This window comes from Streptomyces sp. LMG1-1-1.1 (assembly GCF_040815545.1).
Taxonomy (GTDB): domain Bacteria; phylum Actinomycetota; class Actinomycetes; order Streptomycetales; family Streptomycetaceae; genus Streptomyces.
This window is the reverse complement of the sequence record NZ_JBFPNH010000023.1, coordinates 35,519-50,121: the sequence shown is the minus strand read 5'-3', so window position 1 is coordinate 50,121 and position 14,603 is coordinate 35,519. Positions and strand designations below refer to the sequence as shown.

Annotated in this window: 14 protein-coding genes and 1 pseudogene; 5 read left to right on the top strand and 10 right to left on the bottom strand. The window is 73.7% G+C overall.

Annotation, left to right across the window (positions count from 1 at the left end):
- Window positions 1-116 precede the first annotated feature (116 nt).
- The 3 genes and pseudogenes from MRBLMG1_RS13605 to MRBLMG1_RS13595 all read right to left on the bottom strand — a co-directional run.
- Entirely contained in the window at window positions 117-875 is a 759-nt protein-coding gene (locus MRBLMG1_RS13605; RefSeq protein WP_367824033.1) for a GntR family transcriptional regulator, read from the bottom strand.
- 51 nt (window positions 876-926) lie between these two features.
- Entirely contained in the window at window positions 927-1,784 is an 858-nt protein-coding gene (locus MRBLMG1_RS13600; protein WP_367824031.1) for a hypothetical protein, read from the bottom strand.
- Between the two features lie 482 nt (window positions 1,785-2,266).
- Window positions 2,267-3,211 (bottom strand): annotated as a pseudogene (locus MRBLMG1_RS13595) (ROK family transcriptional regulator); the annotation flags it as partial.
- Window positions 3,212-3,288: 77 nt separating this feature from the next.
- Between MRBLMG1_RS13595 and MRBLMG1_RS13590 the strand changes: the two are divergent.
- Entirely contained in the window at window positions 3,289-4,377 is a 1,089-nt protein-coding gene (locus tag MRBLMG1_RS13590) for a Gfo/Idh/MocA family protein (RefSeq protein WP_367824029.1), read from the top strand.
- On the top strand, window positions 4,374-4,856 hold the full coding sequence (locus MRBLMG1_RS13585) for a heme-degrading domain-containing protein (RefSeq protein ID WP_367824027.1): 483 nt from the start codon (window positions 4,374-4,376) through the stop codon (window positions 4,854-4,856). The genes MRBLMG1_RS13590 and MRBLMG1_RS13585 overlap by 4 nt, the downstream gene beginning before the upstream one ends.
- Here the strand turns inward: MRBLMG1_RS13585 and MRBLMG1_RS13580 are convergent.
- The 5 genes from MRBLMG1_RS13580 to MRBLMG1_RS13560 form a co-directional block, all read right to left on the bottom strand.
- Entirely contained in the window at window positions 4,828-6,477 is a 1,650-nt protein-coding gene (locus tag MRBLMG1_RS13580; protein WP_367824025.1) for a choice-of-anchor A family protein, read from the bottom strand. The two genes, MRBLMG1_RS13585 and MRBLMG1_RS13580, sit on opposite strands and share 29 nt — an antisense overlap.
- Window positions 6,478-6,553: 76 nt before the next feature.
- A complete protein-coding gene (locus MRBLMG1_RS13575; protein WP_367824023.1) occupies window positions 6,554-7,411 on the bottom strand; it encodes a fumarylacetoacetate hydrolase family protein in 858 nt (285 codons plus the stop codon).
- A 137-nt stretch (window positions 7,412-7,548) separates the two neighbouring features.
- On the bottom strand, window positions 7,549-8,292 hold the full coding sequence (locus tag MRBLMG1_RS13570) for a YidC/Oxa1 family membrane protein insertase (RefSeq protein ID WP_367824022.1): 744 nt from the start codon (window positions 8,290-8,292) through the stop codon (window positions 7,549-7,551).
- A gap of 99 nt (window positions 8,293-8,391) precedes the next feature.
- Window positions 8,392-8,688 (bottom strand): DUF6412 domain-containing protein, encoded by a 297-nt coding sequence (locus MRBLMG1_RS13565; protein WP_367824020.1) that lies wholly within the window; start codon window positions 8,686-8,688, stop codon window positions 8,392-8,394.
- A gap of 123 nt (window positions 8,689-8,811) precedes the next feature.
- Window positions 8,812-9,393 carry a winged helix-turn-helix transcriptional regulator gene (locus MRBLMG1_RS13560; RefSeq protein WP_367824018.1) on the bottom strand — a complete coding sequence of 194 codons (582 nt, stop codon included), beginning with the start codon at window positions 9,391-9,393 and terminating at the stop codon, window positions 8,812-8,814.
- Window positions 9,394-9,488: 95 nt separating this feature from the next.
- Here MRBLMG1_RS13560 and MRBLMG1_RS13555 point away from each other — a divergent pair, with 95 nt between their 5' ends.
- Window positions 9,489-10,970 (top strand): MFS transporter, encoded by a 1,482-nt coding sequence (locus MRBLMG1_RS13555; protein ID WP_414721580.1) that lies wholly within the window; start codon window positions 9,489-9,491, stop codon window positions 10,968-10,970.
- A 101-nt stretch (window positions 10,971-11,071) separates the two neighbouring features.
- Here MRBLMG1_RS13555 and MRBLMG1_RS13550 read toward each other — a convergent pair whose 3' ends face one another.
- Window positions 11,072-11,893: a class E sortase gene (locus tag MRBLMG1_RS13550; protein ID WP_367824014.1), complete on the bottom strand. Its 822-nt coding sequence runs from the start codon at window positions 11,891-11,893 to the stop codon at window positions 11,072-11,074.
- Window positions 11,894-11,956: 63 nt separating this feature from the next.
- Here MRBLMG1_RS13550 and MRBLMG1_RS13545 point away from each other — a divergent pair, with 63 nt between their 5' ends.
- On the top strand, window positions 11,957-12,961 hold the full coding sequence (locus MRBLMG1_RS13545; protein ID WP_367824012.1) for an SEC-C metal-binding domain-containing protein: 1,005 nt from the start codon (window positions 11,957-11,959) through the stop codon (window positions 12,959-12,961).
- Between the two features lie 7 nt (window positions 12,962-12,968).
- Here the strand turns inward: MRBLMG1_RS13545 and MRBLMG1_RS13540 are convergent, their stop codons facing one another.
- Entirely contained in the window at window positions 12,969-14,075 is a 1,107-nt protein-coding gene (locus MRBLMG1_RS13540) for an MrcB family domain-containing protein (RefSeq protein WP_367824010.1), read from the bottom strand.
- 161 nt (window positions 14,076-14,236) lie between these two features.
- Between MRBLMG1_RS13540 and MRBLMG1_RS13535 the strand changes: the two genes are divergently transcribed.
- Entirely contained in the window at window positions 14,237-14,539 is a 303-nt protein-coding gene (locus MRBLMG1_RS13535) for a hypothetical protein (protein ID WP_367824008.1), read from the top strand.
- Window positions 14,540-14,603 lie beyond the last annotated feature (64 nt).

Below are 14,603 nucleotides of genomic sequence, written 5' to 3'. Positions count from 1 at the left end.
CCGGTGCGTGGACCGGACGAGACCGGTGAGGAACGGCACGGTGAACGAACCGACAAGCTTGGACCAGACCCGTTATCAATTCGTCATCTATGGCGTTGCCGTGATCTCCCGTTTCGTCACCCTTGCCGCCCCAGATGGGCGGTGAAGCTGAAGCGGTCGCCCCGGTAGAGCGTGCGGACCCGCTCCAGGGGCCGGCCCTCGGTGTCCCGGGAGACGCGGTGGAGCAGCAGCATCGGCAGGGCCGGCGGGGTGCCGATCAGCAGGGCCTCGCGCGGGGTGGCGAGCACCGTCTCGATGCGCTCGTCGGCATCGCCGAACGAGATGCCGAGACGGTCGTGGAGATAGGCGTAGAAGGACGAGTCCGGGTCGAACTCGGCGTCCAGGTGCGGGGCGCGGGCTTCGGAGACGTACGTGCTCTCCAGGCCGACCCGCTCGTCGTCGGCGAGCAGCACCCGCTCCATGTGCCAGACGGGCGCACCGCGTTCGGCACCGACCTCCGGGGCGAGCGCCTCCGGGCAGGGGAAGCGGTCGAGCGAGATCAGGCTGCGGCCGGGGCGGCGGCCCTGGCGGCGCACGCCCTCCGTGTAGCTCGCGAGCGACAGGGGCTGTTCGAGCTTCGGGCCCGCGACGACCGTGCCCCGGCCCTGGCGGCGCAGCCGCCCCTCCAGGAGGAGTTCGCGCAGCGCCTGCCGGACGGTCTCGCGGGACACCTCGTACCGGACGGCGAGGTCCCGCTCGGTGGGCAGCAGCCCGCCCTCGCCCAACTCGTCCACGAGGACGGTCAGTTTCGCCTTCACCGCGTAGTACTTGGGGACACGGCCGTGCTCGGGGACGCCGGATCGGACGGGGGCGCCGGGGGTGCTCTGGTAGTTCACCCGAGGGATGGTCGCAGACGGTCGTGAACGGGAAGGTGTACGGAGCGTGGCTCAGCGGTGCCGGGCGCGTCGGCCGGCCCGGACGAGCACCGCGCCGAGCAGGACGAGGGCGACGGCGAACGGGGCGAGGACCAGGACCTCGTCCCGCCCGGACCCCCGTCCCGTAAGGGCGAGTTCCGGGCGCGCCTCGGGTGCGCCGGGAGCCTTCGGCTCCTTGGCCCGTGGGGCGGTGGCCGGCGGATCGGCGTGCTTGCCGGGCACCTCGGGCGGCGCGGATGTGTCAGGTTCGGTGGGCGCGCGGGGCGCGGGCGGTCCGACCGTCAGGCGGTAGTCGCCGGACTCGCCGACCCAGTCGCCGTCGGCGCCCCGGCGCTGGACGACCGCCGCGTTGACGACGACCTCGTCCGGGGCCGCGTCCGCGCCGAAGGCCAGGCGTACGGGGACGGTGAGGGTCCCGCCCGCCGGCACCACGAAGCCGCCGAAGTCGGTGAACGCCCCCACGCTCTCCGCCTCCTCCGTGGCCTCGAAGGCCACCGGACGCCAGCGCGCGGACCCGGCGTCGTAGAACTCGAAGCGGATCTGCGCGGGCCGGAGCGTCCGCTCGCCGTCCGCGAACACCAGCACGGGATGGATGTCCGAGCAGGGCGCGTCCGTGCCGTTGGTCAGGTCGAGCTTCCACTCCTGGAAGGGCCCGCCGGCCGGGTAGTCGGTCGGCCCCCCGTGGATCCGCGTGTCGATCGGGAACCCGCTGTCGGGCACCTCACCGCAGGTGGGAGCGGCAGGCGGGTCGGGGGCGGGGGCTCCGAGCGCCGGAGCCGCCAAGGTGAGCAGGGCCGCCGCGGTCGCCGCCGTGGCCGCGGTCCGGGGGGTGCGCTGCCGGCGGCTCCGGCGCGGGGGTGCTGATGCCATGGGCGGGGCCTTTGCTGCTCGCGGGGCGGGCGTACGGGTCGGCCGCGACGCTGCCACGCCGGAACGGGCGGAGGCGGCAGCGACACCGCGCGTACCCCTGGAAGGCCCGGACGTTCCGCCCGATCAGCCTATTGTCCGAAGATCGGACCGAGGACGAGCCAGACGGCACCCTCGGCTACGACGTCCGACTGGGGCTGGGGCTGGGGCTGGGGCTGGGGCTGGGGCTCCGACTGCGGCTCCGGTTGGGGCTGGGGTTGGGGCTGGGGCTGGGGCCCCGACTGCGGCTGCGACTCCGGCTGGGGCTGGGGCCCCGACTGCGGCTGAGGCTCCGACTGCGACTGCGGCTGCGACTGCGGCTGAGGCTCCGACTGCGACTGCGGCTGCGACTGCGGCTGCGGCTGCGGCTGCGGCTGCACCTCCGACTCCGCCTGAGCAGGCGCCTGCGTCACGACCGTCACGGGGGTCGTCAGGCCCAGCCCGGCCAGGACCTCGCGGACGCCGGTGGCGAACACCTCGGGCGCGGCGAGCACGACGCGGCCGCCGAGGAGGACCCGGTCGATGTCGAGGAGGCGTACGAGGTTGGCGGCGCCCGCGCCGAGGATGCGGGCGGCCTCGGCGAGTTCGCCGCGGGCCACCGCCGCCAGGCACAGGACCTCCAGGCAGCCGCGGCCGCCGCAGGCGCACGGCGGGCCGTCGAGCTGGACGGTCTGGTGGCCGAGCTCGCCCGCCCCGGTCCGGTCACCGCGCAGCGGCACGCCGCCGAGGACGAGGCCCGCGCCGAGGCCCGTACCGAGGTGGACGTACGCGAAGGACCCGGGGGCGGCGGGGCGGAGGGCGAGCCCGAGGGCGGCGGCGTTGGTGTCCTTGTCCAGGACGACGGGCAGGCCCAGGCGCCGGGTCAGCTCGTCCCGTACGGGCAGGCCCTCCCACTCGGGGAACCCCGTCACCCGGCCGGGCACACCGGCCCGGTGGTCCAGCGGCCCCGGCATGGCGGCCCCGACCCCGAGCACCGTCCCGCCGGGCGGGACGGCGGCGAGCAGCGCCCGTACCTCCTCCGTCACGGCGTCGAGGACCGGGCCCGCCCCCGCCCCCAGGTCCACGGGCCGGCGGCGCAGGGACACGGCCGCGCCCGCGAGGTCGGTGAGGAGGGTGGTGAGCTCGTCTCGGTCGAGGTGGACGCCGACGGCGTACGCGGCGGTGGGGACCAGGCGCAGGACCGTGCGGGGCTTGCCGCCGGTGGAGGCGCGGTGGCCCGCCTCGGCGGCGAGGCCCTCGGCCCGGAGGCGGGCGGTGATCTTGCTGACGGCCTGGGGGGTGAGCCCGGTCCGTTCCGCCAGCTCCAGTCGGCTGATCCCCGCCTCGCCCGCCGTGCGCAGCAGATCGAGCACGAGCGCCGCGTTGTGGCTGCGCAGGGCCGGCACGTTCACTCCCACCAGATCTTTCCTCACTCCCCCATTGTCGCCGTCGCTTGCACTTTGGCAACAGCGTTGCTTAAGTGAGGAGCATGACTGGCACCGACCCCCGTACCCCGCTCCGCGTCGGACTCGTCGGCTACGGCCTCGCGGGCTCCGTCTTCCACGCCCCGCTGATCGCCGCCTCCGAGGACCTCGTCCTCGCCGCCGTCACCACCGGCAACCCCGAGCGCGCCGCGGAGGCCCGGGCCGCCCACCCCGGGGTCCGGGTCACCGCCCGCCCCGAGGACCTGTGGGAGCGGGGAGCGGACGACCTCGACCTGGTCGTCGTCGCCTCGCCGAACAAGACGCACGTCGCGGTCGCGACGGCCGCCCTGGAGGCCGGCCTCCCCGTCGTCGTCGACAAGCCGCTCGCCGGCACCGCCGCCGAGGCCCGCGCGCTCACCGCGCTCGCCGAGCAGCGGGGCCTGCTGCTCTCGGTCTTCCAGAACCGCCGCTGGGACAACGACTTCCTGACCCTCCGCCACCTCCTCGACGAGGGCGCGCTCGGCGAGGTCCAGCGCTTCGAGTCCCGCTTCGAGCGCTGGCGCCCGCAGCCGAAGGGCGGCTGGCGCGAGTCCGGCGCGCCCGAGGAGATCGGCGGTCTGCTCTACGACCTGGGCAGCCACGTCGTCGACCAGGCGCTCGTCCTCTTCGGCCCGGTCGTCTCGGTGTACGCCGAGTCGGACGTGCGCCGACCGGGCGCCGAGACCGACGACGACACCTTCCTCGCCCTCACCCACGCGAACGGCGTCCGCTCCCACCTCTACGTGAGCGCCACCACCGCCCAACTCGGCCCCCGCTTCCGGGTGCTCGGGCAGCGCGCCGGCTTCGTGAAGTACGGCCTCGACCCCCAGGAAGCCGCCCTCCGCGAAGGCCTCCGGCCCACCCCCGGCACCGTCTGGGGCACCGAGCCGCCGGAGCTGTGGGGCCGGCTCGGCGCCGGGGAGTCCCCGCTCACCGGTGGCGGCGCCCCCGTCGAATCCCTGCCCGGCGACTACCCGGCGTACTACGCGGCCGTCGCCGCCGCCCTGCGCGGCACCGGCCCGAACCCGGTCACCGCCCACGAGGCCGCCACCGCCCTCGACGTCCTCGAAGCCGCCAGGCTGTCGGCCCGCGACGGCGTCACGGTGACCCTGTGAGCAGCCCAGAGGTCCTGGAGATCGAGGCCCAGGAAGCCCGCCTGGTACTCCCCCGGTTCACGTACGAGGACGCCTGGACGCTCGGCACCCTCCTCGTCGGCATGGCCAGGGAGCGCCGCGCCCCCGTCGCCATCGACATCCGGCGGGGCGCGCAGCAGCTCTTCCACTGCGCGCTGCCGGGTTCCAGCGCGGACAACGACGCCTGGATCGACCGGAAACGGCGGGTCGTCGAGCGGTACGGCACGAGCTCGTTCCTGGTCGGGGCCCGCTTCCGCGCGAAGGGGACCACGTTCGAGGCGTCCTCGCGCCTCGACCCCGACCGGTACGCCGCCCACGGCGGTTCGTTCCCGGTCGCGGTCGAGGGCGCCGGCGTCATCGGCTCGGTCACGGTCTCGGGACTCCCGCAGGCCGAGGACCACGCCCTCGTCGTCGAGGCGCTGGAGCGGCTCCTCAGCTCGTACGCCGCCGGCGACGGCTGACCAGCACCAAGGCTCCGCCGCCGATCGCCAGGCCGACCGCCGTGGCCCCCATGACGATCTCCCCGGCGCCCGCGCCGGTGTCCGGCAGATGACCGTTCGGCCCGTGGTTTCCACCGGAGTCACCGCCGGCGCCGGAGTCACCGCCGCCACTTGAGTCACCCCCGCCGCTTGAGTCACCCCCGCCGCTTGAGTCACCTCCGCCGTCTGTCGACCCACCGTCCGTCGATCCGCCGCTCGTGGGGTCCGTGGGGGTGGGCGTCGGGGTCGGGTCCGTAGGCGTCGGGGTCGGGTCCGTGGGCGTCGGGGTGGGGTCGGTCGGGGTCGGTGTGAGATCCGTCGGGGTCGGGGTCGGGTCGGTGGGGGTCGGCGTGGGATCCGTCGGCGTCGGCGTCGGATCCGTCGGGCTCGGCGTCGGATCCGTCGGCGTCGGTGTGGGATCCGTCGGGGTCGGCGTGGGATCCGTCGGCGTGGGCGTCGGATCCGTCGGCGTCGGCGTCGGATCCGTCGGCGTCGGAGTCGGATCCGTCGGCGTCGGAGTCGGCGTCGGATCCGTGCACGCCGGCAAGTCGCCGTTGAACGGGTAGGCGTGGAGTTCCTGGCCGCCGCCACCGCCGGCTTCGGAGGTGTGGGTCAGGTTGCCGGTGGTGAAGAAGCGGCCGTTCACGCCGGGCATGGTCACCGTCGCCGTGCTGGCCTGGTTGCCGATCAGCACGCTGCCCGCGAACTGGGCCGTGCCCTCGAACGTGATGGTCGTCGCGTCCGGGAAGTTCCACAGCACGCGTTCGCGCAGGCCGTCCGGCAGCCCGTTGACGTACGAGTCGATGGTGCGGTCGGCGCCGAGGACGTTGACGAGGACGGTGGCGTCGGCCGGGATGCCGGTGAAGGTGATGCCCTGCTGGCCCTCGTTGGCCGACTCCAGGTCGAAGTCCACGGTGAAGACCTGGAGCGCCGAGGTCCCGTCACCCGTGAAGAGCGTCTCGGAGCCGTTGTTGACGGCGGTTCCGGTGGGGGTGCGGGAGGCCCCGTTCACGTACGCGTAGCACTGGCTGGCGTCGGTGAGCCGGTCGCGGAGCGCGGTGTACGGGGCGGCGGCCGCGGTGTCGTGTGCGGGGGCCGGGCTCACCGTGCCGGAGAGGTCGCCGGCGTACCGTACGACGCCGTGGATCGTGCCCTCCTCGGCGAGCAGGCGCTGGCCGGCGGCGACCGTGAGGTCCTCGCCGACGGTGAGGAAGTCCGTGCCGTCGTCGGGCGGGACGCGGGAGCCGACGCCCGCGACGCCGACGTTGTAGACGGCGGAGACGCCCGCCGCCTTGTTCTGGTCGAAGCCGCCGAGGACGACGACCTTGCCTTCGGCCTCCGCCGCGGATTGGCGGACGAGCATGTCGCCGCCGACGAAGACGTTGATGTTGTCGTCGCGGTACTGGACGGTCCCGCTGCCGTTGTCGTCGGGGTACTGCGGAGGGCAGTTGCCCGGTTTGCAGGGGCCGAGGCCGCCCGGCAGCGGATCGGCGTGGCCGGTGACGGCCAGCGCGCCGACGAGGGCGGTGGCCGCGACCGTGGACCCGGCGATGAGCGCGAGACGGCGCCGATCGCGCCGCCGATCGTCAGAAATTCGTTCCATATCCGGCAATATGCAAAAATCATACGAAAATGGCGACGCCCCACGCGGGGCGCCGCCGTTTTCACCTCACGGGCCGTCAGGCGCTCTTGAGCTCCTGGCGCTGCCTGCCGAGGCCGTCGACCTCCAGCTCGACGACGTCGCCGGGGCGCAGGTAGGGCTTGGGCTCCGGCTGCCCCATGGCGACACCGCCGGGCGTACCGGTGTTGATGACGTCACCGGGGTACAGCGTCATGAACCGGCTGACGTACCGGACGACCTCCGCGACCGAGAAGATCTGGTCGGAGGTGTGGCCGTCCTGCTTGAGCTCGCCGTTGACCCAGAGCCGCAGGCCGAGGGCCTGCGGGTCGGGCACCTCGTCGGCGGTCACGAGCCAGGGACCGAGCGGGTTGAACGTCTCGCAGTTCTTGCCCTTGTCCCAGGTGCCGCCGCGCTCGATCTGGAACTCGCGCTCGGAGACGTCGTGCGCGACCGCGTAGCCGGCGACGTGCGCTAGGGCCTCCTCGTCGGTCTCCAGGTAGCGGGCGGTGCGGCCGATGACGATGGCGAGCTCCACCTCCCAGTCCGTCTTCACGGAGCCGCGCGGGACCAGCACGGTGTCGTCCGGGCCGACGACGGTGTCGGCGGCCTTGAGGAAGACGACGGGCTCGGCGGGGGTCGCCTGGCCCGTCTCGGCGGCGTGGCCGTGGTAGTTCAGCCCGATGCACACGACCTTGCCGATCCGGCCGACCGGCGGGCCGACGCGCAGCCCGGTGGCGTCGAGCGCGGGCAGCACGCCGGCGCCGGCCGCCGCCCTGACGCGGTCGAGGGCGGAGGCGTCGGCGAGCAGACTGCCGTCGATGTCGTCGACGAGGGCGGACAGGTCGCGGAGCGTCCCGTCCCGGTCGAGCAGGGCGGGACGCTCGGCTCCCGGCGGCCCGACACGCAGCAGCTTCATGGTCTTCTCCCTGTGGTCGAGGTGGGCCCGGGAAGGGCCCTGCGGTACCCCGGCCGATGGAGTGCGGCCATCGGAGGATTGGTCGATCCTCCAAGAGAACGGGTCACTCTGCAAGACCCCGTTCACACCCTGGACCCTTACGCGCGAGTAGCAAGCGCTCCGGGGACCCCCTCCGCACCGTCCTCGCCCCCCGCGCCCGTACGGAAGAGCAGGGCCCGCTCGACGGCGGTCCAGGCCGTGCTGGTGACGATGTAGAGCGCGGCGGCGAGCGGCACCACGGCGACCGAGATCAGCGTGGCGAAGGACAGCAGCGGCATCACCTTGGCGATCGCGCCCGCCCCCGGCGTGGGCTGCCCCAGGTCGAGGGGCTGGGCGGCGAGCTGCGCCTTCGTACGCCGGTACGTGAACGTGGCCACGGCGGCGACGAGCGCGAAGAGGACGAGGTAGACCCGCCCGGCCGGTCCGAAGACCCCGCCGTGGGACAGCGCGTCGGCCCAGTGGTCGCCGAGCGGGGCGGCGAGGAGGGTGTGCCCGGCCATCCGGTCGCCCGAGAACAGGTGGTACATGAGCAGGAACGCGGGCGCCTGGAGCAGGCTGGGCAGGATCCCCGCGAACGGCGAGACCTTCTCCCGCGCGTGCAGCTCCGTCATCGCCTTCCTGAGCCGCTCCGGGTCCTCGGCGTGCTTCTTCCGGAGCGCCGCCAGCTCCGGCGCGATCCGGATGCGGGCCTTCTGCCCGCGCGCCGAGGCCCGGGACAGCGGATGGACCGCGAGCCGTACGAGCATCGTGAAGAGCACGATCGCGGCGGCCGTGGCGGTGGTGGCGAACAGCGGCTGGAGCAGGTCGGCGAGCCGCTCGACCAGGGAAGCGAAGACGGACAAGGGGAGCCCTCCGTGGGGTCTCGTCGTGCCGGGGAGATGTCGTTTCTCGGCATGACGGATCCGCGCGCGGGCCTGTCCGGTGTGGTGTGCGGTGGCTCCCTACGCGGCCGTCGGGAGGGCGCGGCCGGGAGCTCGGGGTCTCCTGCGGCCCGCGGCGTCGGGGTCCCGCTGCGGCAGGAACGCGGTCCGCCGCTCCCGGTCGCGGATGGCCGTTCGGACGGCGGTGGGCGGCACGGCCGGGGCCGTACGCGCTCCGATCAGGGCGCAGACGACGGTGGTCGCGGCGAGGGCGACGGCGGCGGAGACGCTCGCGCCGTCGGACAGGAGCAGGTCGGCGAGGGCGAGGAGGAAGAAGAGCGGCGCGAGGACGCGCAGGACCAGGTCCCTTGCCGTCATCACCACCACCTCCTCGTCGTCGCGCGCATGTGCCGGCCGTGGCCGTCGTGCTCGCGGTGGCCGTCGCGCCCGGCGTGTCCGTCGCCGTGCTCGGCGTGTCCGTCGCGCTCGGCACGCCGTGTCTCACCGTGAGGACGCGCGACGCCCCTCAGGAGTTCCCGTGCGCGAGGACTCGCCGGAGTTCTCGTGTTCCAGGGGGACGAGGAGGCGGCGGGGCCGGAGGAGGGCGCGGCTCACCGGGTCGCCGGGGTCCGGATCGAGGCCGGCGCCGGGCCGCATCTCGACGTCGGCGGGCGCCACGGGGACGCGGCAGGCGGGGCATTCGCCGTACGCGCCGAGTTCGGTGCCGCAGTCGGCGTGGTGGAAGTGGCGCACCGGTACGGCTCCGGGGGCCTCGGCCCGGCCCCAGGCGCCGAGCGAGCGCAGCACGGGCCAGAGGGCGAGGCCGCGTGCGGTGAGCACGTACTCGTCGCGCGGCGGCGACTCCCGGTAGCGCCGCCGGTCGAGGACGCCCGCGTCGACGAGGGCCTGGAGGCGGGCGGCGAGGACGGCGCGGGGGGCGCCGAGGTGGACGAGGAAGTCGTTGTAGCGGCGGACGCCGTAGAAGGCGTCGCGGACGACGAGGAGGGTCCAGCGCTCCCCGACGACCTCCAGGGCGCGGGCGATGGAGCACTGCTGGTGGGCGTAGTCCTTGCCGAGAGCCATGAGCCCATCGTACGCATTCAAGGTTCATTGACCGAACCTTCCTGCTACGTTGAGTTCATTCACCGAACCGACGGGTGGAGGTCCTGTCCGTGGAAATCCCCGCCGCACCCCGCCCCACCACACCCCGCCCCGCCACACCTCGCCGCGCCGCCACCGGCCCCGCCACCACCGGGCCCGCCCCGGCCGCCGCCCCCGGGTCTCCCACACCCGGGGCGCCCACCCCCGACTCCTCCGCCCGCGGGCCCCGCCCAGGCGCCACCCTCACCGTCACCGCCGCGGCCACCGCCGTCGCGCTGATGAACTACACCGCCCCGATGCTCACCCTCCCCGCCATGGCCACCGCCTTCCGCACCCCGGCCTCGGCCCAGGCCTGGCTGCTCAACGGCACCCCGCTCGGCCTCGCCGTCCTCCTCCTCGTGGCCGGCAGCCTCGCCGACGCGCACGGGCGCCGCCGCGTCTTCCTCCTCGGCACCCTCGCCCTCGGCCTCACCACCGCCCTCGGTGCCCTCGCCGGCTCCACCCTGACCTTCACCCTGGCCCGCACCGCCCAGGGCGCCGCGAGCGCGGCCGTCCTCGCGGGCAGCCTCGGCCTCCTCGCCGAGGCCTACCCGGCGGGCCGCGACCGGATCCGGGCCACCGGCATCTGGGGCGCGGCGGTCAGCGGCGGCATCGCCCTCGGCCCGCTGCTCGCCGGCGCGCTGAGCCTCCTCGACTGGCGGCTCGCGTACGGGGCGCTGGGCGCGGCGGCCCTCGCCATCGCGGCGGCGGGCACCCGTGCCCTCGCCCGCGACACGGCGAAGCCGGCCCGCCCCGCGCGGCCCGACCTCCCCGGCGCGGTCACGCTCGGCCTCGCCCTGGCGGCGCTGCTCACCGCACTCACCCTCGGCCGGGACGGCTGGCTGCGCGCTCCCGTGGGCCTGCTCCTCCTCGCCTCCGCCGCCCTCACCGCCGCCTTCGTGGCGGTCGAGCGCCGGAGCCGTACGCCCATGATCGACCTCGCCCTGCTGCGGCGGCCCGCGTTCCTGGCGTCGACCCTCGGGGCGCTCTTCACGGGCCTGGCCGTCATCGGCCTGTTCAGCGTCGTGCCGGCGCTCCTCCAGAGCGGAGCCGGCATGTCCCCCCTCGGCGCCGCCTGGCTGTTCGTCCTCTGGTCGGGAACGGCCTTCGTCGTGGCCCTCCAGGCCCGCCGCCTCGCGGGCCGCCTCTCCGCCCCCTACCAACTCGCCCTGGGCTTCGCCCTCTCCGCGGCGGGCGTCCTCACCCTGCTCGGCGGCCTCGACGGCCCTTGGCCCCGCCTCCTCCCCGGCCTCCTCACGGCAGGCGCGGGCAGCGGTCTCCTCAACGCCGCCCTCCCCCGCCTCGCCGTCGACTCCGTCCCCCCGGAACGCGCCGCGATGGGCTCCGGCGCCAACAACACCGCCCGCTACATCGGCTCCTCCGCCGGCGTCGCCCTCACCCTCGCCCTCGCCACGACCGACCCGGACACGGCCCTCATCGCCTCGACGGCCCTGGCCCTCACGGGCGCGGCCCTCACACTCGCCCTGGGACGACTCGTACGCGGACGCCCGCCGGGGTGACGACTCGTACGGGGACGCCCCGGACGCCCAATGCGGTGACGGCTGGCTCGTACGCGGACGCCCGACACGGTGACGACTCGTACGGGGAGGCCGGGATCCACTCACCCGGCCGACACCAGCCTCGCCCACACCACCAGCCGGTAGGCGCTGCTGAACTCCGGCGTGCACGTCGTCAACGTCAGATACGCCCCCGGCGCCCCGTACCCGTACGACGGCTTCACGATCGACCGCGGCACCGGCCGGATGACCCCGACGTCCCTCGGCGACGTCGCCCGCAACACCTGGTCGACGCGATAGACGTACGTACGCGTGCGCGTACGCACGGAGATCTCGTCGCCGACACCGAGCCGATTGATGTACCGGAACGGCTCCCCGTGCGTGTTGCGGTGCCCCGCCACCGCGAAGTTCCCCACCTCCCCGGGCGCCGCGGTCCCCCGGTACTGCCCGACATACCCCTTGTCGAGCACGGACCGCTTCGAGACACCGTGGGCGACGGGCGCGGTGAGCCCGATCCGGGGGATACGTAGAACGGCGAAGGCTGCGGAAGGAGCGGCGGGCCCGCCCCCGGAACCACGCCCGCCGACCACCCCGGGCTCGACGGGCCCACCGGACGCGCCCGGCTCCACGGGCACGACGGGATCTCCGGGGTCTCCGGCATCCACGGGACCCCCGGAGCCCGCAGGAACCAGGGGGTCGCCGGGGGAAGACATGTCCCACTCCCGCTCCAGCGCGCTCACCTGCCCGCGGGCCTCCGCACGGGCCTCCCGGTTGGTCCACCACAGCTGATGGGCGACGAGGAGCAGGACGACGACCCCGCAGGTGACGACCGCCTCGGCACAGACCCACAGGACACGCGCACCCGTACGGCGCCGCCCCCGCCCCTGGACGACGACCGGCACCCGCTCCCGCACCCTGGCCCGCACGCGGGGCACCATAAGCGCTGAGGCGCCAACTCTCCAGGCCCGTACAGCAGTACGGTGGAGAGCATGCGCCCCGACACCCCTGCCGCCCACACCACCGAAGCCGAGCGCCTGCTGCGCACGGCAGCGCAGTACCCGGGAGACCGTGAGCCCCTCTACCTCCAGGCCGCGGCCCACCTGGAACTGGCCGGCGACCGACCGGGCGCGACCGCCCTCTACGACACGCTCCTCACCGGCGAACCGGCGAACCCCCACCTGATCCGCGCCCTCATGGCGGCGAACCTCTGGGAGTACGGTCACGAGGCCGAGGCCCGCGCGATCATCGACGGCATCCGGCGCGCGACGCCCACGGACGCGGCGGCCTGGGAGATCACGGCGGAGACGCTGGAGGCCCACGACGAGCTGGAGGCGGCGGAGTCGACGCTGACGGACGCCGCGACCCTCCTCGCCGCCACGGCGGAGGACCTCCCCCACGCGACCCGCTCACTCCTCACCACCCGCCACCGCATCCGCCGCATGCTCGCCCTCCCCCACGACGACTGGGACGACCTCGCGGACCGCCTCCACACGGCCGCCGTCCCCCTCGACGAACTCCACGACCCCAAACGCCTCTGGTCCCTCGGCTCCTCCGACCCCGCGGAACTCCAGGCCGAGATCACCCGCCTCCGCTCCGAACTCGGCACCTACCGCACCGCCCTCTCCCGCCCCTTCCCGGTCGCCGTCCTCCACTGGCCCGAACCGGAACTCGACGAGCTCCTCGCCGCCTACCCCGAGCTCGAAGCCGAGTACCCCACCTACCGCGCCCACCTCACCGACCTCGAAGCCTCCCTCCGCGAACTCTCCCAAGCCGGCACCCCCAACCTCGGCATCGTCCGCGCCACCGTCCCCTCCTACGAAGCCTTCGCCGCCTCCGAATCCACCCACCCCTCGAACCCGGACCTCCTCCCCCAATACGCCACCACCCTGGCGGCCCGCGCCCGCGCCACCCCCTGGCCCCCCGCCCGAACCGCCCCCTGCTGGTGCGGCTCAACCCACCCCTACGCAACCTGCCACGGAGGCACCCCTACTTGAGTCAGGGCTAATCCGCCGTCATCCCCCAGTCCTGTGACCTGGGGGAGCCGCCCCATCCGTCCCCGGATCGCCAAACCGAGGCGATTCCGCGCTCTTCTAGGTACGAGGCGTAGACACCGATCTCCTCGGAGAAGAGCCCTATAAGGAAAGGCTCCGGCTTCTCTCGGTAGAGGAAATGGCGGTATTCGTAGAGCTGGCCGAGTGCCTCGCGCACCGCCACCGTCGGATTTCCGTTGCGGACGACCTTCGCCTCTACGAGCCACTCCTCACTCCCCTCCGCGTCCTGCTGGCGGAGCACCAGGTCCTTGGGGTGCTGTAGGAGTGTGATGGGCACGTAGCCACGCCCCACGATGTGGTCACCGAAATCCTCGACGAGCTTCTCGTGAGTGCGTCGCTTGACCTGCTGTCGAGCTTTGATCTCCACCACGTAGTCACTGCTGTCCTTGGGATGGAAGCCAGCGAGCGGGTCGGGGACAGGATGTGCGTGACCGTGTGGTTCGTACGACACCTCTAGGTCGTCCGCGTCGTCACTCATCCACCAAGCACGGTCCGCTTCCTGGACCCGATGGAGAAGCCCGATGCCGCTCAACAGGTCTTCCATCAGCGTGACGTCGCTGGGCAATTCGGCCGTCTCATATGTCTTCGTGATGACGCTGGCAGCCTCGTAGGCCCTGGGACGAGCCGCATTGTCCCGAAGCTCCGGCTCGTCGACCCAACCCTGCCTCTCTCGCCGCTTCACGGCTCGGCGGAGCCTGGCCGCGTGATGACGGAGGTGCTCCTCGCGCGCTCGTCCGCGCCCCAGCCGCCTCTCCAGCCACGTAATCCCCTGCTGCAAGGTCAGTGCCACGCTTTTCAGATCGGCGCTGAAGATATAAGCGAGGTACAGACCCCTCTTCGGGTCCTTGTCGCCCCCTTCGGCGAAAATGCCGATCCAGGGCGTCGCCGCCGGCGTCGTCTGCCCCCCATGCCCTTGTGCTTTGTAGCCATGCGGAAGGGCAAGGTCGGTGCGACTCGCCACCGCCCGCAGCACCTGCTGCCCCACCACGTCTCGTCTCGAACCAGCGCTCCGGTCGTACGTGCTCGCGACCTCGCTGAGTAGATCTCGTATCCCCATGCGAGGAACCTAGATCAGGGAGGCGTAGGACACATGTCCCTTGAACCCACCTCATCGGGCTCGTCTCGCGCGGTCACAGACCCGCGAACCTGCCGCCGAGCGATAAGCGGAGGGCGACCCCCTACGCTCGAAGGAAATCCAGCGACCCGAAAGGCCCCGTCATGTCCCGTGTTCCCTCGTCCGTCGTAGCCGCTGCCGGGCTTGTCGGTGGGTATGCCGTTGCTCGGTGGACGGAGAAGAGGCCGCTGGGGGGTGTGGTGCTTGTTGCGGCTGGTGGGGTGGCGGCGCGGGAGTGGCGGGAGGTGGGTGGGGCCGGGGTGGCTGTGGGGTTGACGGCTGCGTATGTGGCGGCGTTTGCGGGGTCGCATCCGTTGGCGAAGAGGGTGGGGGCGTGGCCTGCGGTGTTCTCGGTGGCCGGGGGGATGGCGGCTGCTTCGTGGGCGGTGACGCGGGCGAAGGGCTGACCTGTCGGTCGGGACGCGCGCGGAGGGGCTGATTGGTCGGTCGGGACGCGGGAGAGGGCCGGCA